At 38.8% G+C, this 23,174-nt stretch carries 21 protein-coding genes; all 21 read left to right on the top strand.

Annotated elements, in window-relative coordinates; all coding sequences use genetic code 11:
* Window positions 1-362 precede the first annotated feature (362 nt).
* The 21 genes from MLE17_RS01720 (at window position 363) to MLE17_RS01820 (ending at window position 23,102) form a co-directional block, all read left to right on the top strand.
* A complete protein-coding gene (locus MLE17_RS01720) occupies window positions 363-2,705 on the top strand; it encodes a transglycosylase domain-containing protein (protein ID WP_243345943.1) in 2,343 nt (780 codons plus the stop codon).
* 339 nt (window positions 2,706-3,044) lie between these two features.
* Window positions 3,045-5,507, top strand: coding sequence for a phenylalanine--tRNA ligase subunit beta (pheT, locus tag MLE17_RS01725; protein ID WP_243345945.1), 2,463 nt, complete (start codon window positions 3,045-3,047; stop codon window positions 5,505-5,507).
* A gap of 338 nt (window positions 5,508-5,845) precedes the next feature.
* Entirely contained in the window at window positions 5,846-6,583 is a 738-nt protein-coding gene (locus tag MLE17_RS01730) for a YebC/PmpR family DNA-binding transcriptional regulator (RefSeq protein WP_243345947.1), read from the top strand.
* A 1,073-nt stretch (window positions 6,584-7,656) separates the two neighbouring features.
* A complete protein-coding gene (locus MLE17_RS01735) occupies window positions 7,657-8,577 on the top strand; it encodes a carboxypeptidase-like regulatory domain-containing protein (protein ID WP_243345948.1) in 921 nt (306 codons plus the stop codon).
* Between the two features lie 89 nt (window positions 8,578-8,666).
* Window positions 8,667-9,191, top strand: coding sequence for a hypothetical protein (locus tag MLE17_RS01740; protein ID WP_243345949.1), 525 nt, complete (start codon window positions 8,667-8,669; stop codon window positions 9,189-9,191).
* 93 nt (window positions 9,192-9,284) lie between these two features.
* Window positions 9,285-9,833, top strand: a complete 549-nt coding sequence (locus tag MLE17_RS01745; protein ID WP_243345974.1) for an REP-associated tyrosine transposase — start codon at window positions 9,285-9,287, stop codon at window positions 9,831-9,833.
* 84 nt (window positions 9,834-9,917) lie between these two features.
* Window positions 9,918-10,610 carry a DUF4304 domain-containing protein gene (locus MLE17_RS01750; protein ID WP_243345977.1) on the top strand — a complete coding sequence of 231 codons (693 nt, stop codon included), beginning with the start codon at window positions 9,918-9,920 and terminating at the stop codon, window positions 10,608-10,610.
* 271 nt (window positions 10,611-10,881) lie between these two features.
* Entirely contained in the window at window positions 10,882-11,349 is a 468-nt protein-coding gene (locus tag MLE17_RS01755; RefSeq protein WP_243345978.1) for a hypothetical protein, read from the top strand.
* 429 nt (window positions 11,350-11,778) lie between these two features.
* Complete coding sequence (locus tag MLE17_RS01760; RefSeq protein WP_243345987.1) at window positions 11,779-12,462, top strand: 4Fe-4S double cluster binding domain-containing protein; 684 nt, start codon at window positions 11,779-11,781, stop codon at window positions 12,460-12,462.
* A gap of 306 nt (window positions 12,463-12,768) precedes the next feature.
* Complete coding sequence (locus MLE17_RS01765) at window positions 12,769-13,392, top strand: hypothetical protein (RefSeq protein ID WP_243345989.1); 624 nt, start codon at window positions 12,769-12,771, stop codon at window positions 13,390-13,392.
* A 114-nt stretch (window positions 13,393-13,506) separates the two neighbouring features.
* Window positions 13,507-13,650, top strand: coding sequence for a hypothetical protein (locus MLE17_RS01770; RefSeq protein WP_243345991.1), 144 nt, complete (start codon window positions 13,507-13,509; stop codon window positions 13,648-13,650).
* A 65-nt stretch (window positions 13,651-13,715) separates the two neighbouring features.
* The gene (locus tag MLE17_RS01775) at window positions 13,716-14,459 is read left to right on the top strand and encodes an energy transducer TonB (RefSeq protein ID WP_243345994.1); all 744 of its coding nucleotides are present in this window, start codon (window positions 13,716-13,718) and stop codon (window positions 14,457-14,459) included.
* 549 nt (window positions 14,460-15,008) lie between these two features.
* Entirely contained in the window at window positions 15,009-15,602 is a 594-nt protein-coding gene (locus tag MLE17_RS01780) for a DJ-1/PfpI family protein (RefSeq protein WP_243345997.1), read from the top strand.
* Between the two features lie 162 nt (window positions 15,603-15,764).
* A complete protein-coding gene (locus MLE17_RS01785; protein ID WP_243345999.1) occupies window positions 15,765-16,217 on the top strand; it encodes a GNAT family N-acetyltransferase in 453 nt (150 codons plus the stop codon).
* Window positions 16,218-16,701: 484 nt separating this feature from the next.
* Window positions 16,702-17,433, top strand: coding sequence for a carbon-nitrogen hydrolase family protein (locus MLE17_RS01790; protein WP_243346007.1), 732 nt, complete (start codon window positions 16,702-16,704; stop codon window positions 17,431-17,433).
* A 310-nt stretch (window positions 17,434-17,743) separates the two neighbouring features.
* Complete coding sequence (locus MLE17_RS01795) at window positions 17,744-18,229, top strand: pyridoxamine 5'-phosphate oxidase family protein (RefSeq protein ID WP_243346015.1); 486 nt, start codon at window positions 17,744-17,746, stop codon at window positions 18,227-18,229.
* Between the two features lie 171 nt (window positions 18,230-18,400).
* On the top strand, window positions 18,401-18,820 hold the full coding sequence (locus MLE17_RS01800; protein ID WP_243346017.1) for a GNAT family N-acetyltransferase: 420 nt from the start codon (window positions 18,401-18,403) through the stop codon (window positions 18,818-18,820).
* Window positions 18,821-19,085: 265 nt separating this feature from the next.
* Window positions 19,086-19,871: a DUF6794 domain-containing protein gene (locus MLE17_RS01805; protein ID WP_243346019.1), complete on the top strand. Its 786-nt coding sequence runs from the start codon at window positions 19,086-19,088 to the stop codon at window positions 19,869-19,871.
* Window positions 19,872-20,896: 1,025 nt separating this feature from the next.
* Window positions 20,897-22,015, top strand: a complete 1,119-nt coding sequence (locus MLE17_RS01810; protein ID WP_243346046.1) for an IS110 family transposase — start codon at window positions 20,897-20,899, stop codon at window positions 22,013-22,015.
* 118 nt (window positions 22,016-22,133) lie between these two features.
* Complete coding sequence (locus tag MLE17_RS01815; RefSeq protein ID WP_243346048.1) at window positions 22,134-22,685, top strand: hypothetical protein; 552 nt, start codon at window positions 22,134-22,136, stop codon at window positions 22,683-22,685.
* 114 nt (window positions 22,686-22,799) lie between these two features.
* On the top strand, window positions 22,800-23,102 hold the full coding sequence (locus MLE17_RS01820) for a hypothetical protein (RefSeq protein WP_243346050.1): 303 nt from the start codon (window positions 22,800-22,802) through the stop codon (window positions 23,100-23,102).
* Window positions 23,103-23,174 lie beyond the last annotated feature (72 nt).

A 23,174-nucleotide genomic window follows, 5' to 3' on the forward strand; every position in this document is an offset into this window, starting at 1 on the left:
GGACAAATCAGACAAAACAGGTCGGGCTATTTAAATAACAAATTCCGGCACTAAAGATATTACAGATAAAGCAACAAAATATGGATTCAAGAGAGATTAATAGTATTATTAATTTTCTCTATACTAGCCCACTAAACGGAATTGAATAATTCACCGCACTATACCGAGCGAAAGGATTTTAACCCTAATCAGGCTGCAATTCTTAACACAATAACAACATTCGGGCAAAAGACTCTAAAAGATCGGGCTGAACCATCAGGATACAGGCATGAAAGAGACCTTATCCGGCATTTCCAACAAGAATTTATTGCTGCAAAACCAATAAAAGGATTAATTTTGCAGGGTTTAAAACTTTTCGATCAATGACGACCAAACAAAAACGCTTTATCCGCTTCTTTTGGATTTCATTTACCTTGTTTATTCTATCCATCGTTACCATATTTTCCCTGATCGCTTTTGGTAAAATCGGTTACATGCCACCCATCGCCGAGTTGGAGAACCCGAAGAACAAATTCGCGTCCGAAGTCTATTCTTCCGACATGCAGGTGCTCGGGCGATTCTACCAAAGCAAAGAGAACCGTGTATTTGTCACCTACAAACAGCTCTCCAAGCATTTGGTAGAAGCGCTGATCGCCACAGAGGACGCCCGTTTTGAAAACCATTCTGGTGTGGACATCTGGGCATTGCTCCGTTCGTTTGTGAAACGCGGCATATTCATGCAGAAAAGCGCCGGTGGTGGTAGTACCATTACCCAACAGCTTGCCAAACAGCTCTATTCGCCCACGGCTGAAGACATTTTCCAACGTATGCTGCAAAAACCGATCGAATGGGTAATTGCAGTGCAGTTGGAGCGCTTCTATACTAAGGAAGAGATCGTCAATATGTACTTCAACAAGTTTGACTTCTTAAATAATGCAGTGGGAATACAATCGGCTGCGTTGGTTTATTTTGGAAAATCGCCCGATCAGCTGAGTATCGAGGAGTCAGCTACATTGGTGGGGATGTGTAAAAACCCGGCAATGTTTAATCCGCTACGATTCAACGAAAGAACACGCGATCGCCGCAACGTGGTACTCGACCAGATGCGTAAATCAGACTATATTACAGCCGAGCAATGTGATTCGTTGCAAAAATTACCACTGGTAGTCCATTACAATAAAGCCGACCACAAGGAAGGTCCTGCCCCCTACTTCCGTGAATTCCTGCGTAAAATCATGATGGCCAGGAAACCGGAACGTAGCGAGTACGGTGAAGACCAGCAACAAAAATACAGCGAAGATTCTTTATCGTGGGAAACCAATCCGCTTTACGGTTGGTGTAATAAAAACAAAAAAGCGGACGGCTCACACTACAACCTCTACGTGGATGGATTGAAAATCTACACCACAGTGGATTCCCGTATGCAGCAATATGCCGAACAGGCGGTTACCGAACACATCGGAAAATTCCTGCAACCAAAATTCTTCGCAGAAAAACGCGGAAGAGACTACGCGCCGTTCTCCAATAAAATCAGTCCGGAAGAACGTGAAATGATCATGCAGCGTGCGATAAAGCAAACAGACCGCTATCGCATCATGAAAAAAGCAGGTGCTTCTGACAGTGAGATCCATCGCGTTTTCAATACGCCGGTTCCGATGCAGGTATTTACCTGGAGCGGCATGAAAGATACCGTGATGACGCCAATGGACTCGATCCGTTACCACAAATATTTCATCCGTTCGGGATTTATGGCAATGGATCCGCGCACAGGCTACGTGAAAGCTTACGTGGGAGGCATTGACTTCAAACAATTCCAGTATGACATGGTGACAAATGGTCGCCGTCAGGTCGGATCTACGATTAAACCGTACCTATATACCCTGGCGATGGAGGAAGGATTCACGCCATGTAACCAAATGATGCACGTAGCGCAACGTCTCTTCACGGAAGACGGAAAAGTGTGGGTGCCGCGTAATGCAAACAAGAAGTGCATCGGACAAATGGTGACGCTCAAATGGGGATTGGCAAATTCCGACAACTGGGTTTCGGCTTACCTGATGAGTAAGCTTTCGCCTTACGCATTTGTGCGCCTGCTCCGTTCATTTGGTATCAAGTCCAAGCTCGACCCTGTGGTTTCCCTTTGCCTTGGTCCATGTGAAGTGACCGTGGAGGAGATGGTTTCGGCCTATACCGCATTTGCCAATAAAGGAGTTCGTGCTGAACCGATATACGTTACCCGAATCGAAGACAGTTATGGAAACGTACTGGCCAATTTCACCCCGAAAATGTCGGAAGTATTCAGCGAAGAGACCGGATACAAAATGCTAACCATGATGAAAGGGGTAATCAATGAAGGAACCGGGGTTCGCCTGCGTTACAAATACGGTATTACTGCACCAATGGCCGGTAAAACCGGTACTACCAACCAAAACTCTGACGGTTGGTTCATGGGAGTTACGCCAAGACTGGTTGCGGGTATGTGGGTAGGCTGTGAAGACCGTGCCATCCACTTCGATATGACGGCCGATGGACAGGGGGCCAACATGGCATTGCCAATTTATGCCAACTTTATCAAGAAGGTGTACGCCGATCCCCGATTGGGCTACACCCAAACCGAAGATTTCCCGCCGTCACCGAAATATACCGACCCTTGTGCGGAGTCTTCATTTATCCAAAACTATCAAACAGAGCCGGCAGAAGAGAGCATCGACGAATCATTTCAGTAAAAATGCCTATTTTTGCATCCCGAATTGAGGGTAATAAGCAATTAATCGGATATCAGCCTTGATTGGATGCTTATTTTAGTCAGGTGAATAGACTAAAAAGCTTCTATTAAACTGTTCCGACCCCCAACCCCCAAAATGGGGGCTTTAAGAGCAGTTACAACAACGGCTTCTTTCGGAATAATAAAAGAGTAAACCATCAAAGTGTAATGTATTGCACGCGTTCCTCCCCACTTTGGGGAGGTTAGGAGGGGTCGGCAAATAAAGATTTGGACACCTTTCTCCTTTGTTTAATCGAAGGTCAAATATCTTACTAATAACACGTAACTAACTTACTGTACAATGAATATTTCATACAACTGGCTGAAAGAATACTTAAACTTTGACCTGCAACCCGAAGAAGTTGCGGCAGCGCTCACCTCTATCGGTCTCGAAACCGGAGGTATTGAAGAATTTCAGACCATCAAAGGTGGATTGGAAGGATTGGTAATCGGACATGTATTGACATGCGAAGATCATCCCAACTCCGATCATCTGCATATCACCACCGTCGATCTCGGAAACGGCGAACCACAGCAAATCGTGTGTGGAGCAGCTAACGTTGCAGCCGGACAAAAAGTGGTAGTTGCCACATTAGGTGCAAAACTTTACGACGGTGACGATGTATTTACCATCAAGAAATCAAAAATCCGTGGCATTGAGTCAAACGGAATGATCTGTGCCGAAGATGAAATCGGTGTTGGTACCAGCCATCATGGCATCATCGAATTGCCACAGGACGCGGTAGTAGGTACATTGGCCAAAGACTATTACAATGTAAAATCGGACTTCATCCTTGAAGTCGATATCACTCCAAACCGCGTGGATGCGGCTTCACATTACGGTGTGGCACGCGACCTGGCGGCATATCTGACCCAGCAGGGACAACAAATTAAACTGGAAAAACCGTCAATCGACAGCTTTAAAACAGTTGCCGACAGCGATGCGGTAAAAGTGACTGTGGAAAATCAGGCTGCTTGTCCCCGCTATTCTGGCGTTACCATCAAGGGAGTTACTGTGAAGGAGAGTCCGGAGTGGTTGCAAAACCGACTGAAATCCATCGGCCTTCGCCCTATCAATAATGTAGTGGACGTAACCAACTACGTCCTTCACGAAATGGGTCATCCGCTTCATGCATTTGACAAAAACCAGATCAAAGGCAACCAGGTCATCGTAAAAACCACACCGGAAGGCAGCAAATTCGTTACACTCGATGAGTTGGAGCGCAAGATGTCGGAAAACGACCTCATGATCTGCAACGCTGAAGAGGGAATGTGTATCGCAGGTGTGTTCGGCGGACTGAAATCAGGCGTAACCGAAGCAACTACCGATATATTCCTTGAAAGTGCATACTTCAACCCGATGTGGGTGCGCAAGACTGCCCGTCGTCACGGATTGAATACCGACTCATCTTTCCGCTTCGAGCGTGGTGCAGACCCTAACAATACCGTATATGTATTGAAGCGTGCGGCAACGCTCATCCAGGAGCTGGCCGGAGGAACCATCGCTGGTGATGTGGTGGACATTTACCCTGAACCGATCGAGAACTGCAAGGTAGAATTGACCTATGCCAAAGTCAACAGCCTGATTGGCAAAGAAATTCCGAAGGAGACCGTAAAAAATATCCTGAAAAGCCTCGAAAAAGAGATCGTGGCCGAATACGAAACTACATTGATCGTAAGCATTCCTACCTATCGTGTGGATGTACAGCGTGATGTGGACGTGATCGAAGACATTCTCCGCATCTATGGTTATAATAATGTAGAAATCGGTCAACAGGTAAATGCTACACTCTCTTATAAAACCGACACCGACAAGAGCAACCGTCTCCAAAACCTGGCTGCGGAGCAATTGATTGGATCAGGCTTCAACGAAATCCTCAACAACTCGCTGACAAAATCGGCATACTACAATGATCTGGTTTCGTTCCCGGGTGCAAACTGCGTGATGCTGCTCAATCCATTGAGTAACGACCTCAACGCAATGCGTCAAACCTTGTTGTTTGGTGGACTCGAAAGCGTTGCATACAACCGTAACCGCAGAAACAACGACCTTTCCCTGTTCGAATTCGGTAACTGCTACCGTTTCGAAGCTGAGAAACAAAAAGAGGGTGAATCACTCTCTCCGTACAGCGAAGACCAACACCTCGGATTGTGGTTGTGCGGCAGCAAAGTCAGCAACAGTTGGGCGCACGGTGACGAAGAAACTTCTGTTTACCTGCTGAAAGCCTATGTAGAAAACATCTTCACCCGCTTAGGAGTAAACAGCAACCGCTATTCGACCTTGCAAGTGAGCGATGATATCTTTGCAGCGGCCCTCACCTACTCAACCAAAGGTGGAAAACAACTGGCTATCGCCGGTATCGTAAACCGCAGCCTGACCAAGCAGTTCGACATCGACACACCGGTGTTCTACGCTGACGTCAACTGGAACGTACTGATGCGCGAGATCCGCAACCAGAAAGTAACCTTCAGTGAGATCTCAAAATTCCCGGCAGTGAAACGCGACCTTGCCCTGTTGCTTGACAAAGCGGTTACATTCGCCGAAATCGAAAAGATCGCATTCGAAAGCGAGCGTAAACTGTTGAAGAAAGTGGAGCTATTCGATGTGTATGAAGGCAAAAACCTCGAAGCAGGCAAGAAATCATACGCGGTCAGCTTCCACATCCAGGACGAAACCAAAACCCTGACCGATAAACAAATCGAGTCTATCATGGGTAAAATCCAGAATAACCTGGAACAAAAACTCAACGCGAAATTAAGATAAGTATAATATAAACCAGAACGGAGTTCAAAGAAGAGAAAAAGAGAGGCTCTCTTAATAGTCAGGAAAGATCGGAAAGATAACATTTTAGATTCAGATATGGATTGCTTTATATACCGCCCCTAAATCCCCTAAAGGAGACTTAAAGAGCGTGCAAGACATCCACAGAATCCTATAAATATATCCCTTTTAAGCACAGCATATTCCTAATTGCACTGCTGCAAAAGTCCCCTTTAGGGGATTTAGGGGTAATATAAGGAGTAAGAATTATAAAACTTCTTCCGATGAAATGATACTAACTATTTTCTCAACTACCTTACTCCACTAACTTCTAAAAACCAATGGGAAGAGCGTTTGAATACCGCAAAGCAAGAAAAATGAAACGTTGGGGCAACATGGCCCGCACGTTTACCAAACTGGGAAAAGAAATTTCGATCTGTGTAAAAGGCGGAGGTCCGGATCCGGATTCCAACCCACGCCTGCGTGCGCTTTTGCAGAATGCCAAAGCAGCCAACATGCCTAAAGAAACCATTGAACGCGCCATCAAAAAAGCGACATCGAAAGACGAAGCTGATTACAAAGAGATGGTATATGAAGGATACGGCCCCTTCGGTATCGCCGTGGTAGTGGAAACAGCTACCGACAATACCACCCGTACCGTTGGTAACGTGCGCAGCTACTTCAATCACTGCGGAGGTTCATTGGGTACTACCGGTAGCCTTACCTTCCTGTTCGACCGTAAATGTGTGTTCAAAGTAACCAAGAAAGACGGAATCGAGCTGGAAGACCTCGAACTTGAATTGATCGACTTCGGTGCCGATGAATTGGTGGAAGAAGAAAACGAAATCACCATCTACGGTGAATTCGAGTCTTTCAACGCGATCCAGAAATACTTCGAAGAAAACGGATTTGAGATCATCAGCGCAGAATTCGAGCGTATCCCTAACGATACCAAAGAACTGACTCCTGAGCAACGCAAACAGATCAACAAACTGATCGACAAGCTGGAAGATGATGAAGACGTGCAAAACGTTTTCCACAACATGGCTGAGTCGGAAGAGGACGAAGACGAAGAGTAATCTCTATCTTACACGATAATGAAACGGGCGGTAATCTGATTATCGCCCGTTTTTTTGCTTAAAACCTCCCCCGACCTCTCCGAAAGATGGGTGAATCTGGCTGATTAGACTGAAATCAGCTCTATTTACCCCAAAAACTACACTTATTATATCAAAGTACAGGGAATACAAAGACCGATTACAATAGTAACAAAGGTAAAATACACTTAAACATAGACTGATTACAGCAAAACATAAGCAAAGAACAAGAAAACATAAACCGATTACAGTAGTAACAAGGGCAAAGTACACGAAAACATAGACTGATTACAGCAAAACATAGGTAAAGTACACGAAAACATAGACCGATTACAGTCAATACAAAGGCAAAGTACACGAAAACATAGACTGATTACAGTCAATACAAAGGCAAAGTACATGAAAACATAGACCGATTACAGTCAATACAAAGGCAAAGTACACGAAAACATAGACTGATTACAATCAATACAAAGGTAAAGTACACGAAAACATAGACCGATTACAGTCAATACAAAGGCAAAGTACACGAAAACATAGACTGATTACAGTCAATACAAAGGCAAAGTACATAAAAACATAGACCGATTACATTAAAGCATATTGATCAAATAGGGATATATTCATCACAACATAGAATTAATCCCTCTAATTAACTAAAACTACCAGAAAAACAGACAACCAGTAGGATTAATAAGTAAAACACAAAAAAAAACAGCACATATAAACCTGGCAATAAATACATTAAACAGACACAACCCAATTTACACTATCAAATATTATGTATTAATCTAATTACATCTGGTTAAAACAAGCCACAAATTAGCCCATTAACAAAGGGATTGCAGCCAACATTAAACTTATTAAAGCTAACAGGTCTATTTATAACCTAACTAAATTAGCTCTTCTACCTGCATTATGTGTGTTTATTTTTGCTATTTCAAAACAGTATTCATACTTTAGCACAACCGATTCATTAAATATCATTAAGAGTAGTTTATCAAACACCCATCATACCATAAAAATTAAATACTAATCTTTTAAACTGATGTATCATGAAAGGAAGACTTCAAGCCAAATTAAACATGTATCTGGCATTATGTGATTTTTTGAAAAAGAATCCTGAAATTACAGCTAAAATCCCCGGCTTTACTGATTTTATGGCTGATCTTGATGCGGCAATCCTGTTGATTCAGGCACAAATCAATGAACAGAACCATAATCCTGCCGGAAAAATTGTCAATAGCCAGGTAATTAAGGAATCTGTAGTTGACATTACGCAGGAAAATGCCGATAAGATTTATGCTTATGCTAAAATCAGCAACAACGCCACTTTGCTGGCAGAAACGAAATTTACAGTTTCAGACCTGAGAAGACTTTCCATCCCGGAATTAATCAATGTATCAAATAATCTCTATAATCACATTGATGAGCATCTGGAGTATGTCGGGCCCTTTTTTCTGAATAGTAATACGCAAAGTGCCTTTAAAGCGACAATCAATTCACTGTTTGTCACAATCCCCGGTAATCTGAATGCCAATACTCAAACGAAAGAGTATCAGTTTATCGCCAATCAGGGATTTGAAGCCGCCGAAACCGCCATAGAAAATATGGATACCGTAATAAAAATAATCAGAACCACTGAGCCGGTCTTCTATAATAGCTATCTGAATGCGCGCAAAATTAAAGAACCGGCAATTTCGTCACTCAGCGCACAAGGTACCGTGACGGACGTTGCCACCGGCAAGCCGGTCATCGGCGCAACACTCACTTTCCGCCTTCAAGGTACAACCGACATCGTCCTGCAGAAAGAGAGCGCAGCCAAAGGCGGCTTTATGATCAAATCACTTGATGATGGCATCTATGAAGTCACCATTGAGAAGGTGGGCTTCAAAACAAAAACAATCATCGTCACCGTAAGCTGGGACGAATTGTGCAATATTAATGTGGAATTGGAAAAGATAGTGCAGGGGTAAAACCCTGTGCTACAAACTTTGGCGCGAGGTCAGCGATAGCGGATCTCGCGCTAATAGGTACTAAACTCGCTAGAGGAAGGACATTATAAATGAAAACACTATATAAAATATTAGGACTTACGATTATTGACTTTGGACTGATTTGGCTATGGGTGTATCGAATGGACCCAGACCCAAGTGTTTCAATAGAAATCATTCTTCTGGTTCCTTTTGTTTTTGTTCTTAATCTTATAATAGCAGGAGTTCTATTATTTGCTAAAAAGAAGGAGTATTCGAGTGTATTTCTTGTAAACTCAGTCCTTTCTTCAATTATAATGTTTTACCTGTTTGGAAGGGGTATCGACAGACACCAAAACAAACAATTAGAAGAATGGACATTTCAGAAAGCCGACACTACTTTTTCATTGATAAGGTTGAAAGAAACAAACGAATTTAGTCTCACTTACAGTTTAAATCCTGGTTCATCCTGTGGGTTCTTAGACGGACATTATGAGAACGAAAATGGGAATTGGATTTTAAAAGCGGACTCTATGACAATGAAAATTAGCAAAGACAATTTGATTGGTTTCAGAAATCCAACTGACACCATAAGAATGAAAAAAATAGAAAGATAAAAAGTAACTCTTGGCGCGAGTTTAGCGATAGCGTAACTCGTGTCCAAAACAAAGACAGCTTGTAGCTGTCGCATAAATAAAAGCAGAAATTCTATGAGTAGAAAATACAAATTCCGAAACCCGGAAGCGATCTATTTTGCCACATTCGCGACTGTAAACTGGATTGATGTTTTCACAAGACCATTATACAAAGATATAGTGGTCGATAGCCTGAATTATTGCATTAAGGAGAAAGGATTAGTGATATATGCATGGGTGATAATGAGTAATCATGTGCATCTGGTCATCGAGCAAAGGGAAATTCCGTTGGAAGATATCCTAAGAGATTTAAAAAGACACACTTCAAAAGCGATAACCAAAGCGATTGAAGAAAATCCACAGGAAAGTCGGAAAGAATGGATGCTTTGGATGTTTGAGCGTGCCGGAAAACGAAATTCTCATAATAGTAAGTATCAATTCTGGCAGCAACATAATCAACCGATAGAGCTTTCAACTCAAGCTTTTGCGATAGATAATACGATTGACTACATACATGAGAATCCGGTAAGAGCTGGTTTTGTGGACAGACCGGAAAACTATCCATACAGTAGCGCAATAGATTTTGCAGGTGGCAAAGGAAGAGTAAATATTGAACCTTGTTAAACAAAACCGCAGCTACAAGCTGCTCAAATTTCCAGCACGAGTTACGCTGCGCTAAACTCGCGCTAGAGGGAGTAGAAAAAACATATGACACCTGACAATTTAAAAACTGACTTCGACGAGATTTTTAAGGGAATAATTATTCCTTTCTTCAAAGACCTTGGATTTAGACGAAAAGCACAACATTTTTCACGACAAACGAATGACATAACACAGTGCTTTACTGTTCAGAAAAGTCAATGGAACTCGTATAACGACAGTTTGAGTTTTACGTTTAATTTGGGATTTTACAATGAGGAAATAAGGACACTTTCGTTGGGTAGAGAGTTGCCAACTAACTTTCCTAAAACTACAGACTGTTTTATATATGACAGACTTGGATCTTATTCTCACAAATGTGACCATTGGTATGAACTAAGTAAACGTGTTGACAGAACCAAAGTTGCAGGACAAGTAAAGAGTGATCTTGAGAAATATTTAAAACCATTATTTGAAGAGTATAAATCGCTTGACGACCTCAAAAGATATTCGGAAAGAAATACAGGCTTTCTTTTGTCTCCATACGGAAAAATAGTATTTCTAATGATGACAGATCAAATGGAAAGGGGTAAACAACTCATAAAAGAACAACACAAACTTGCTTTGACACCTCAAATGACGACTCAAATTATAAATTATCCAGACGGTCGAAAAGAAGAAAAAAAGTCTAAACCATACATAAATCAATATTATGTTGATCATATAGAAAGACTTGCAAGACATTACGATATTGAACTATGAAAAACCCTCTTTCGCGCGAGTATGAAAAGTAACTCCTGGCGCGAGTTTAGCGATAGAATAACTCGTGTCCAAAACAAAGACAGCTTGTAGCTGTCGCATATTAATAATACGAATATGATAAATAGTCGACTGGCATTGTTAGAGATTAAAGACAGAGTTAATATTGCAGCTTGTAGGACTATGCCGCAGCTACAAGCTGCTCGTATTTCCAGCACGAGTTACGCTGCGCTAAACTCGCGCTAGAGGGGTGTGTAATTGAAAAAAAGCTCTTATGAAAGTGGATTTGCTGAACGAAAAGCTTAGGATTTTAAAAAAGAAAATGGAAGGATTTAATTACGAAGTGTCCTTACATTTTGACTTATTTGAACAAGTTATTGATTTGGGTTTAATTAAAGATAAGATCAAAACTCTTTATCCAAAAGCTTATCCAGACTTTGACTCTTTGACTTTAACTGATTACGGAGACTTAAAAATAGTTGTTAGTGACTGTTTTGATTATCGCGTAGATAGCGGCGCTGGACTTGAATTAAATGAGAAAGAAGAAAAGGAATTAAAACTAGAAACACTTGAATTCTGGAATGCTTTTGATGGTTTCATTGCAAAGGATAATACTGATTTCTATATTTATCCAAATGAAACAGGATTGTCAATTTATCCAGTATGGTGGGATTTCGAATATTTAATTATCGATAATAAAAATCAGAACTCAGTATTATTTTATGGTGCAGCGTCTGATTAATGATAAAAATCAACTACCCCCTCTTTCGCGCGAGTTTGAAAAGTAACTCTTGGCGCGAGTTTAGCGATAGCGTAACTCGTGTCCAAAACAAAGACAGCTTGTAGCTGTCGCATATTAATGATATGAATATGAGAAATAGTCGACTGGCATTGTTAGAGATCAAAGGCAGAGTTAATATTGCAACTTGCCGGACTATCACGCAGCTACAAGCTGCTCGTATTTCCAGCACGAGGTACACTGCGCTAAACTTGCGCTAGAGGGGGGACTTATTGAATAGTTTGACAAAAGTAAAATTACCGACAAAACAAGAGTAAAACAAATACTACGTTCGTTGCTCGTTGACGAACAATCAATTGAACTAATAGTTGAATGAGGAAATTATATAGAAAATAAAAACTACCCGTTGGGTGCTATATAAAAAAGAAAATTATGATAACATCGAATGATATAAAAAAATATGCTTTTGATCAAGGAGCAGATTTGTGTGGAATAGCTTCAATAGATAGATTTGATGATTTTCCGAAAGGTTTTCATCCTAAAGATGTATACAAAGAAACACAATCTGTCATATCGATAGTATGTAAAATTCCTGAAATGCCATTGTATATAGATACTCCATCACCATATACAGCGATTGAAGAAATAGCTCTAACAAAAGTAAGTCAAATAGCATTTGCAATTACAAACTATATTGAGAAGAAAGGATATTCAGCAATATTGATACCTTCAGTTCCATATGATTATTGGGATGCAGATACTTTAACTGGAAAGGGAATACTCTCATTAAAACACATAGGATATAAGGCTGGAATCGGAAGAATAGGAAAAAATGCATTGTTATGTAATGAAAAGTATGGTAATTTGATAAAACTTGGAGCCATAATAACCAATGCTGTTTTAGAATCTGATGACTTAATCGATAAAGAGTATTGTAATGAAAAGTGTAGATTGTGTATCGATAGTTGTCCGGTAAATGCAATAGATGAAAATTATCATGTATCACAAAAGAAATGTCGAGAGTATTCAGAAATTAAAAATAAAAGGGGTGTTGAGATTTATTCTTGTAAAGAATGTCGAAAAGTTTGCCCAAATGGAAGTAGATTGAGAAAATAAATAATACAGCTCCTCTTTCGCGCGAGTTTGAAAAGTAACTCCTGGTGCGAGTTTAGCGATAGCGCAACTCGTACCCAAAACTAAGACAGCTTGTAGCTGTCGAATGTAAAGAAATAAATAAGCTGAAAGCAGTGAATCTATATTATCAAACAGGAACTCCTAAACTCGCACTAGTGAGGATAGCATAAAGGATTTGAAAGCAGTGAATCTATATTATCAAACAGGAACTCCTAAACTCGCACTAGTGAGGATAGCATAAAGGATTTGAATGTTATATAGAGGGATGCTAGGGCAGTTGAAAAAAACATGAGACAACAAAAGACAGACGATATAATCAAGTTCCTTAAGGACAATATTGAACCACTGCAAGACAGCGTATATGGACTTGGCTACCGTGCTTCTGTTTATTTAACAGACGGTACATTTTTACCATGCGTTATTTTCAGAAATCCGAAAACGATTGTGGATTTAGCGATAGGGCGGTTTAAAGAAGAACAACCGGAAAAAGGAATTTTTAAAAGAAAATCCGGAGTTAGTTATTACGACTTAGTGAAAAACTTCGTGACAACTGGTAATTGTATAAACGAATATGACATTGACAGAGTTGAGAAAAGTAAATTTGCTTTTCCACTAAAAATACAAAAGCAAATACAAGGTGAAACAACTATGGGTTGGACAGGTTTTGCAGCAAAAATGAAAGATGGAAAGTACGTAGGATTTGGAACGAATTTTCATTGGGAGTTTTTCAATATGCCTGACAATTATTCGGTTGACGACATTGAAGAAATAATTAATCATAGCTATGTTCTTAAGACTGGAGAGCTACGGTCACACAGGCAAGGACCATTAACAAGACCAGAAGAATATAAAAATGCTGTTGTTTATAGAGAACGACCATATTTTGAATGTTACTTAGACAACTTATTATGAGACAACACGAGTAATTTAAAAACGAAAAGTAACTCCTGGCGCGAGTTTAGCGATAGCGTAACTCGTGTCCAAAACAAAGACAGCTTGTAGCTGTCGCATATTAATGATATGAATATGATAAATAGTCGACTGGCATTGAAAGAGATCAAAGACAGAATTAATAATGCAACTTGCCGGACTATCCCGCAGCTACAAGCTGCTCGTATTTCCAGCACGATCCCGATAGAATTCGGGAATGCTGCGCTAAACTCGCGCTAGAGGGAGGATGTTATGTGCAACCGTAAAAAAACATAATCCGAAACTACTACAACACAATACTAATCATGAAAAGAAAATTATTTATTGCGCTCATTTGCTATCCATTAGTTTTAACTGCACAGCAAACAGTAAAAGTGAAAAAGAGTATGAAAAATTCATGCAGAACTGAGAATTATGAAGTTCTTAAATCAGATCGTAAAATTCGACATGGTCATTATCAACAGATATTAAACGGTCATATTTTGGAAGATGGTTATTACAAAAATGGTTTGAAAGATAGTCTTTGGCAAGACTATAATCTCAATGGATCTTTAATCTCAACTGGAATGTACAAGGAAGATCAACAGGTTGGTAACTGGAACTTCTACAATGCAATGGGCTTACTTGAGCAAACATATGATTTCACAAATCAGAAACTATTATATTACCTTCCCGAAAAGCAAGGAGAAGAACAAAAATATAATATTTTGATTAATAACGAAAATCAAGAGGTCATATTGGATAGACCTCCTTTATATATAGAAGGTACCGAAGCAGTAAGAAAGAAATTTACTTTTAACATGAAAATCCCTTTTGAGGTTTATGAATCAGGGAAAAGTGGGAAAGTAGTTATTCGACTTAGCATCAACGAAAAAGGAGAAGTTACCGATTATGAAATCAAACAAAGCTTTGGATATGGCTTAGACGAAGAAGTGCTGCGTGTTGTAAAAACCCTAACACATTGGCTACCTGCCATTTATCAAGGGAAAGAAATCGCGACAAAAATAAACATACCATTTAACTTTATGATGTCCACAGGAACACATTGACAATCATAAACAAAAAAGAATTCTAAAACGGCTAGCACATAATACATAGCCTTTCGTGCGGTCGGCAAGACCCAGCATGAAAGGCAGGTTGAACTATATTCCCGATTCACTGTCGGTCATGTACGGAAGAAAGAAGTCCCCTCTTTTGTGCGAGTTTTAAAGGTAACTCCTGCCGCGAGTTTAGCGATAGCGTTCCCGCTATCGGGAACGCTACCCCTCTTTCGCGCGAGTTTGAAAGGTAACCTCTGGCGCGAGTTTAGCGATAACGTAACTCGTGTCCAAAAACAAAGACAGCTTGTAGCTGTCGCATATTAATGATACGAATATGATAAATAGTCGACTGGCATTGTTAGAGATCAAAGACAGAGTTAATATTGCAGCCTGCAGGACTATCACGCAGCTACAAGCTGCTCGTATTTCCAGCACGAGTACGCTGCGCTAAACTCGCGCTAGAGGGAGTCGCATACAGGATTTGAGTGTCATATAGAGGGATGTTGGCACCAATGTTAGAGGAGGACACTGAAGCAATTGGATTATAAAATTACAAAGATGACTAAAAAGGTACTTTTATTTTTATCGCAAGGATTTGAAGCTTATGAAGCCAGCGCATTTACTGATGTGGTTGGATGGAGTCGTGAAGTCGGATTTAATGCTGTAGACTTAATTACAACAGGATTACGACCAGAATATACATGCTATTGGAATTTAATAGTAAAACCAGAAATATCATTTGACCAAATAAAAGTAGAAGATTTTGACGCACTTGCAATTCCAGGAGGAGCACCTGTTGCGGGATTTTTAGAAGATGTATACGATGAAAGATTCCAAAACTTAATCAGAGAATTTGATAAACAGAACAAAATAATTGCATCAATCTGTGTCGGTGCACTACCAATCGGGAAATCAGGGGTCTTGGCAAATCGAAAAGCAACTACTTGGGACTTGAACAATGGTAAACGACGAAAAGAATTAGCAGATTTTGGAGTAACTGTATTAGACAAACGACTTGTAATTGATAAAAATATTATCACATCAACAGGTCCTGCTACATCACTAGATGTTGCATTTACTTTGCTTGAAATGTTGACGAATATTGAAAATGTCAATGAGGTTAAAAAGAACATGCGATTTAATCTGGATTAAATCCATAGAATCACTGGAAAACTATAAATGCCCAGAATGTGAGACTTTAAATTCAGGTTGGGATTTATCTTGTCGAAAATGCGGAAACACACCGAGTTGTAAGTACGTAGAGAACAACCAAACAGAAATACAAGAACGAATAAAATAAAAGACAACTGGAATATGATAAGAATTAGAGAAGCGGTAGAAAAAGACTCAGTAATAATTTATGACTGTATTTGTGGACTGGCGGAACATGTTAATCAACTAGACATGGTTTCGGCAACAGAACAAGACATAAAAGAATCAATTTTCAGTTCAGACAGTCATGTTAAAGTGTTTGTAGCCGAGAACGAAGAGAATAAGATTTGTGGCTTTGCGTTGATTTTAAAAACATTTTCAACGTTTAAGGCGAAGACGAATTATTACATTGAAGACTTATTCGTTTTTCCTGAGTATAGAAATTTAGGAATTGGGAAACAGCTTTTTGATTACATAAAAGACTATGCGCAAGTTCATGGAGCGAATAAAGTGGAATGGTATGTGAACAACGCAAATCATGGAGCGATTGACTTTTATAAAAAGATTGGGGCTAAAGAACTTGATTATAAGTCGATTTACTACTTGACTGTTTGACAAACCAAGCACCTAGCCCATAATACATAGATCTTCGTGCGGTCGGCACGACCCAGCATGAAGAGCAGGTTGAATTACATTCCCGATTCACTGTCGGTCATGTATGGAAGAAAGAAGTCATATGATTATGGAGAAAGCAGCAGGTTTTAAGAGCACCGCGGTGTCAGGGAAAGAGAGAAATCGCTTGCTTCAAAGAGGCATTGACTGATACAAACACCAAAAGCAACGCAGCCATGAGTCTCTCTTTCGCGCGAGTTTGAACGGTAACTCCTGGCGCTAATAGGTAATTCTGTACAAGACACAAAAGATTCAATTCGAAAAACATTAAACAACTGAAATCCAACAATCAATCTATTAAGACATTAGTGTCGCATAAAGGATTTGATTGTCATATAGAGGGAAGTTAGTGGCAATTATAAAAAACAGACGAGAATCCTGGAATTAATAGAAATCGGTATAAAATGAAATTTAAATATCTAATAGAATGAGAATCGCAATAGCCCAAACAAAGGCAATTAAAGGAAATATTGAGAAGAATATAGAAAACCATTTAACGTGGATTAAAGAGGCAGTCCGGAATAAAGCGGAAATGATAGTTTTTCCAGAGTTGTCTGTAACAGGATACGAACCAGAGATAGCAGCGAGTCTTGCAACCAATCAAAACGATATAAGATTAAATGAGTTACAGGATTTAAGTGATAGAAATGGAATCACGATTGGCGTTGGATTGCCAACAAAAGACGAGAATGACACATTTGTAAGCATGATTATTTTCCAACCCAATAAGGAGCGAACGACCTATTCCAAACAGTATTTATATCCACCAGAAGAAACAATCTTTAAAGCTGGCAAAAATCCACTTGTTTTAAATTTTGAATCAGAAGTTGTATCTCCAGCTATTTGCTATGAGACGACTAATAAAGCACATTGTGAATTTGCAAAACAAAACAAGGCAACAGTTTATGTCGCAAGTGTATTAAGTTCTATAAACGGAATTGATGCTGAATTAAAATTACTTTCAGACATAGCTAAAAACAACAATCTGATAACATTTATGGCAAATTATGTCGGAAAATCAGGAGGATATGAATGCGCAGGAAAATCATCGGTTTGGAATGAGAAAGGAGAATTAATCTGGCAACTTGGGGATAAGGAAGAAGGTTTAATTGTTTACGACACGAAATCCAAAGAAATAATAACTGCCACTAATACATAGGACCCTGTTTCGCGCGAGTTTGAAAGGTAACTCCTCTTTCGCGCAAGAATGAACAATTGCAGTCAGGACCTAGCGCAAGTCTTGAGCGCAGCGGGGACTTGTGCTGAATTGAAAATCAGCGAAGCTAAAATCAAAGCTGTCTGCGACTGCAACAAGGAGTAAGCTCCTCTTTCGCGCAAGTTTGAAAAGTAACTCCTGGCGCGAGTTGAGCGATAGCGTAATTCGCAATAAAGAGGGAATAGCATAACTCGCGCTAAAGGGGGCTTTTTGGATAATTCAATTTGATTAAAAGAGAGAGATTAGAAATTATATGCAAAAATATCATTTACATAATAGACCAAATCGAGAGATTAAAGCAAATTCAGATATTTATGAGATACTTAAAAACGGTAAATATTCAGTGATTTCAATGTGTCGTGATAATGAGCCTTATATTGTAACTTTAAGTTATGGATTTGATTCTGAAAACAAGACTTTATATTTTCACTGTGCACCTCAAGGATTAAAACTTGATTTTATTGGTGCAAACTCACAAGTATGTGCTACTGTAATTGAAGACGGTGGTTATGTTATAAATGAATGTGGACATAATTATAGAACAGTTGTATTCTGGGGGATTATGACAATTGCTACTGATTTAGAAGAAAAGATTCATGGAATGAGTGTATTATTGAATCATCTTGAGAGTGATAGTATGGTGATTAAGGATAAGTTATTTAAATCGAACGATTATCACTCAAAAATGGTTGTCTTAAAGCTTGATATTACTCAAATACATGGAAAGGAAGGAAGATAAAAAATAAAAACGGCTTACAACAACGTATATAAAATAAAGCAGTAGCAGTGGGTTTTCGGGCAATTTGTCCTGCATCATCGTTTGTCACAGGGGATACAGACGCAGCTCCACAATCCGCTTCATTTCATATACGCAAACCGTTATGTGCAAGTTTATAAAAAAAGAATGACCATGAGTAATTTTAAAATATCTACGGATAAAGACAAGTTGGATTTAAATGTGATACATGATTTTCTAACAAATCGTTCATATTGGGCTATTGGTAGAAGTTATGAGACAGTTAAACGCTCCATTGAGAATTCTATTTGCTTTGGAGTATATGATAATTCAGACAAACTAGTCGGATTTGCAAGAGTTCTCACAGATTATGCTGTGTTTGCTTATATTATGGACGTTTTTATCTTAGAAGAATACAGAAAACAAGGATTGGGGAAACAACTTATGAATGCAATAATGCAGCACTCTGATTTGCAAGGTTTGCAACGCTTTATGCTTGCGACTAATGATGCCCACAAATTATATGAGCAGTATGGTTTTAGACAGACTGTAATTCCAGACAAGATAATGGAAATTGTAAATAAACCTCAGTAAAGACAATAATATTTATGCCTATATCGCGCGAGTTTGAAAGGTAACTTCTGGCGCGAGTTTAGCGATAGCGTAACTCGTGTCCAAAACTAAGACAGCTTGTAGCTGTCGCATATTAATGATACGAATATGATAAATAGTCGACTGGCATTGAAAGAGATCAAAGACAGAATTAATATTGCAACTTGCCGGACTATCACGCAGCTACAAGTTGCTCGTATTTCCAATACGAGTTACGCTGCGCTAAGCTCGCGCTAAAGAGGAATCTATGAAGAATCAAGCACTTAAACGGTTGACTATTTTATTATTTGGATTATTCATATTGACAGGTTTAATCGCACAAAAGCCTGATAATAAGTATAAACCCAAGAATTTAGATGAAGCTATTTCTCAGTTAGACATTTTGCTAACAGAAAAAGACAAGAAGGATATTTACGACATGACTGAAAAAGATTACACAACTAACAGTCATTTTTCGACTGGAATGTGGATAAGAAACAATTGGGGCTTATGGGGTGGACAAGAATTAGCGAAATACTTTAACGGACTAGGTATTTATCATCCAGACGATATGTCTGGAATTATTTTGTGCAGTTATTATCGCCACATACACAATCAAGACTACAAACTAGAAGAACAAATAAAATACTATCAAGATTACTGGAAGAAATCTCAAGAACTTGGACAACGATTAAAAACCGACACTGCATTTGCAAGACAAGAAAGAATCAAATTCGAAGAATCTATGAGAGAGAAAAAGGAAAAACAAAAACAATCATTTCCAATAGGCTCAAAAATAAAAGCATGGGTTGAGTATAATTCCGTTGGTAACAGAACTGAAATTATTGGAACCGTCATTGAATGGCGATATGTTGACGAAAAAGGCAAACGACTTTCTACAGACGGAACATATTTTAAGTTGAAGGACGTCGAAGCGAAAATCAAAGTTATTGAATTTATCGACAAGAAAAAGAAGAATCAAGTTGAGAAACAAAACCAAATGACAACTGACGAATTGTGGGTAAACATTGGTCAACTCGAAAAACAAGAATGAACAATGGCAGTCAGTCTCCTCATTCGCGCGAGTATGAAAAGTAACTCCTGGCGCTAAGGAGCAACATCAAAAATACAAGAAAGTAACATTATAAGTTAATAATATGGGATTATACTATCGGATTTGGGTCGATTGCATCATAAGATTGAAGTTGATTGATTCCAAAAAAACTGATTGGAAGCTTAAAAGTATGATTACTATGTCTATTGCTATGGTTTTCAATCTAGTATTAGTATTAGTTATTTTACAGAAAAATGTATTTGGATACTTTTATGAGATTAATATAGAATCTCTTTCTGGATTTGAGAATTACATTCTAACTATATTGGGTTTGTATTTGACACCTGTCATTGTGCTGAATTATTTATTGATATTTCGACATAATAGATATGAAATACTTTTAGAAAGATATCCATATAAAAACGGCAAAGTTATTGTGACATATATTCTGATTTCTATGTTCTTACCAATTATTCTTCTATGGGGTGGAATTATATTGGCAAAATTGAATGTCCTCTAACTATCTTGATTTAAAGATGAATGATAATGAGCAACTCTCGGCTCCTCTTTCGCACAAGAATGAACAATTGCAGTCAGGACCTAGCGCGAGTCTTGAGCGCAGCGGGGACTTGTGCTGGATATCAAAGCAGTCTGTGACTGTGATAAGAACAAAATATATGTCCGTTTAGAAACCATTCAGTTTGAAAACTGAAACAATTTGGAGTCCAAGTCTCCGCTGCGCTCAAGACTCATATCTTTACGACATATAAACATACAGCTAATACTTAGAAGAAACTTCATTGTTATAGAAGAAATGGCCTCTAATAGTGTAAAACAGCTAAGACTAAACACGAGACATCGATGTAGCGTTCAAGGAATCACACTATTAGAGCTTCTTCAAGAGTTTGAACAGTACTTAAGGATATGCGCATTGTTGCATAATCCAGCATAAAATATGAGTAAAGACGAAAAGAAGAGGAACCATTTAAAGCTCTAATTTATTATCAACTTAAAGCTAATTACTTATGGTAACTCCAGTAAAGTATTCGGTAGGAATAGATTGCTCTAAAGAAGAGTTTGTAGCTGCAATGTCGTTGTTTACCAGTGATCAAAAGATTACAGTCAAAGCGACTCGAAAGTTTAAAAATACAGCAAAAGGATTTAGTGATTGTGGTCATTGGATCTGCCAACACAAGAAAGTAGATGTTGCAATTGTATTGACAATGGAGGCTACAGGTAATTACCATGAGAATCTAGCTTATTACTTCTATAACCAAGGGTATATAGTAAGTATTGTGTTGCCGAATAAGGCTAAGAAATACATGCAAAGCCTGGGGTTAAAGAGTAAAAACGATACAATTGATGCAAAGGGGCTTTCTCAAATGGGAGCAGAGCAAAGACTTTCTAGATGGGAACCATTTTCACCATCAGTTTATGAGCTAAGAACCCTAACCCGTTTTTGTGAGCAACTGTCAATGAACCGTACACAACTCATGAATCAACTTTCAAGTATGGAGTATGGCATGTTTCAGGTTGAAGAGGTTAAGAATAGCTTGCGATCTCTTATTCAACTTATAGATACTCAGATTGCAGAAACAAAGGTTCAAATAGAAGAACTGATCAATAAAGATGAAAAGATTCATGAGCGATATGAAAAGATCAGTCCTATAAAAGGGCTTGGGCTTCTTACCTTTGCTACAATTATAGCAGAAACAAATGGATTTAAACTCTTTGAAAATGAACGTCAATTAACCAGCTATGCCGGTTATGATATTGTAGAGAATCAATCCGGAAAGAGAGTCGGAAAGACTAAAATATCGAAGAAAGGAAATAGCCATATTCGCCGTATAATGCATATGGCATCTTTGAATGTAGTCAAGTATGGAGAACCTAAATTCGTGAATCTATACAATCGGATTATGAGTAAAACGACAATAAAAATGAAAGCCTATGTCGCTATTCAAAGAAAACTTTTATGCTTAACATATATCCTGTGGAAAAGAAATGAAGCGTATGATGCAAATTACGAAGCTAAACAAAGCAATCCAGGTATAGATAAAAAAGTAGGTGGAATAAATCCACCTACACAAGATGAACTGTCTAGCATTGCTGCTGATAGTCCTCTTTCAATTCCACAAATATAGGAAAAATAATTGCGATTTTATTTGGAGATTAAGACAGTACCTTGAACTAAGTGCAGAGTGCAAAATAAAAACATGGAAGGAAATAAGAAAAAAATCAAAATAGAAATAACGATAAACAATGAAACAACTATTACTAGTTCTAGCCTTAATAGGGCTAAGTGTAAATGGGAAATGTCAGAATAATCCCGAATTCTTACTCTGGAATACAAATCATAGATTGACTGTTGATGATTTTGGTATAAAGAAAGGCCATACAACCTCACAATATTGCTTTGCTCAATTCAGCATTGAATATAACGTCAAAGGATTTGACTTTTTCACGAGCAACTTTAATAAGAAAGTAAAGAATTGTCTTATCAAATCAGCGTCCTGGATCGATACAACTCAATACACAGCACAGTCATTGAGATATCAGCAAACATTATTCGATATGGCAGAAATATATGTGCGACGCTTTCGCAAGGAACTACGGGAAAACAAAAAGAAGCTATTTGCAGGACTCTCAATCGTTGACCAGTTAAATGCAAAAAACTCGGCAGATTTCACCAAACGCAGATTACAATATGATTCGGAAACTAAATCCGGTACAATTGAAGAACAACAAAAAATTTGGAAACAAACAATTCAAGCCGAACTCAATGAATTGAGTGAATTTGCATACGATAAATAACGCCGAGAAGCACTGTCAACCGCTCGTGCACGCTTAATAAACACGAAAAAGATATATCCTGTATCACCAAAAAATTCATTCAAAAATCAATTACATAACCCCAAAAACAATCTTATGAAAAAGTTAATGCTTATCCTGGTTTCAATTTTAATGTTAGGAATTACATCTTGCAGTAAAGATGATGATGCAGCAAGTAATGTAAAACAAGACTGGACTATTACAATCACAACTACAATCTCTGTCGTACCGGCAATGGATGGTTACCCATTGACTCAAACCATTACAGTAGACGAAACCAATCTGACGGAATCTGAGGTTAAAACCATTGCCGATAAATATAAATCGACAATAACGCAAAGCATGGCGGGATATAGTTATACAACTACAATGTCTGCAACCTACACGGTGAAGAAATAATCCACTCTTACTCCGAGTCTAATCATTAGCAGTAAGGATCTGGTTCTAAACGCAACGATGACTTGGGCTCAA

It is taken from the genome of Parabacteroides sp. FAFU027 (assembly GCF_022808675.1).
GTDB lineage: Bacteria > Bacteroidota > Bacteroidia > Bacteroidales > UBA7332 > CAXXIC01.

Excerpts from the sequence above, each read along its gene's own strand:
- MLE17_RS01720 (WP_243345943.1), top strand. The coding sequence starts at position 363 with ATGACGACCAAACAAAAACGCTTTATCCGCTTCTTTTGGATTTCATTT.
- pheT (WP_243345945.1), top strand. The coding sequence starts at position 3,045 with ATGAATATTTCATACAACTGGCTGAAAGAATACTTAAACTTTGACCTG.
- MLE17_RS01730 (WP_243345947.1), top strand. The coding sequence starts at position 5,846 with ATGGGAAGAGCGTTTGAATACCGCAAAGCAAGAAAAATGAAACGTTGG.
- MLE17_RS01735 (WP_243345948.1), top strand. The coding sequence starts at position 7,657 with ATGAAAGGAAGACTTCAAGCCAAATTAAACATGTATCTGGCATTATGT.
- MLE17_RS01740 (WP_243345949.1), top strand. The coding sequence starts at position 8,667 with ATGAAAACACTATATAAAATATTAGGACTTACGATTATTGACTTTGGA.
- MLE17_RS01745 (WP_243345974.1), top strand. The coding sequence starts at position 9,285 with ATGAGTAGAAAATACAAATTCCGAAACCCGGAAGCGATCTATTTTGCC.
- MLE17_RS01750 (WP_243345977.1), top strand. The coding sequence starts at position 9,918 with ATGACACCTGACAATTTAAAAACTGACTTCGACGAGATTTTTAAGGGA.
- MLE17_RS01755 (WP_243345978.1), top strand. The coding sequence starts at position 10,882 with ATGAAAGTGGATTTGCTGAACGAAAAGCTTAGGATTTTAAAAAAGAAA.
- MLE17_RS01760 (WP_243345987.1), top strand. The coding sequence starts at position 11,779 with ATGATAACATCGAATGATATAAAAAAATATGCTTTTGATCAAGGAGCA.
- MLE17_RS01765 (WP_243345989.1), top strand. The coding sequence starts at position 12,769 with ATGAGACAACAAAAGACAGACGATATAATCAAGTTCCTTAAGGACAAT.
- MLE17_RS01770 (WP_243345991.1), top strand. The coding sequence starts at position 13,507 with ATGATAAATAGTCGACTGGCATTGAAAGAGATCAAAGACAGAATTAAT.
- MLE17_RS01775 (WP_243345994.1), top strand. The coding sequence starts at position 13,716 with ATGAAAAGAAAATTATTTATTGCGCTCATTTGCTATCCATTAGTTTTA.
- MLE17_RS01780 (WP_243345997.1), top strand. The coding sequence starts at position 15,009 with ATGACTAAAAAGGTACTTTTATTTTTATCGCAAGGATTTGAAGCTTAT.
- MLE17_RS01785 (WP_243345999.1), top strand. The coding sequence starts at position 15,765 with ATGATAAGAATTAGAGAAGCGGTAGAAAAAGACTCAGTAATAATTTAT.
- MLE17_RS01790 (WP_243346007.1), top strand. The coding sequence starts at position 16,702 with ATGAGAATCGCAATAGCCCAAACAAAGGCAATTAAAGGAAATATTGAG.
- MLE17_RS01795 (WP_243346015.1), top strand. The coding sequence starts at position 17,744 with ATGCAAAAATATCATTTACATAATAGACCAAATCGAGAGATTAAAGCA.
- MLE17_RS01800 (WP_243346017.1), top strand. The coding sequence starts at position 18,401 with ATGAGTAATTTTAAAATATCTACGGATAAAGACAAGTTGGATTTAAAT.
- MLE17_RS01805 (WP_243346019.1), top strand. The coding sequence starts at position 19,086 with ATGAAGAATCAAGCACTTAAACGGTTGACTATTTTATTATTTGGATTA.
- MLE17_RS01810 (WP_243346046.1), top strand. The coding sequence starts at position 20,897 with ATGGTAACTCCAGTAAAGTATTCGGTAGGAATAGATTGCTCTAAAGAA.
- MLE17_RS01815 (WP_243346048.1), top strand. The coding sequence starts at position 22,134 with ATGAAACAACTATTACTAGTTCTAGCCTTAATAGGGCTAAGTGTAAAT.
- MLE17_RS01820 (WP_243346050.1), top strand. The coding sequence starts at position 22,800 with ATGAAAAAGTTAATGCTTATCCTGGTTTCAATTTTAATGTTAGGAATT.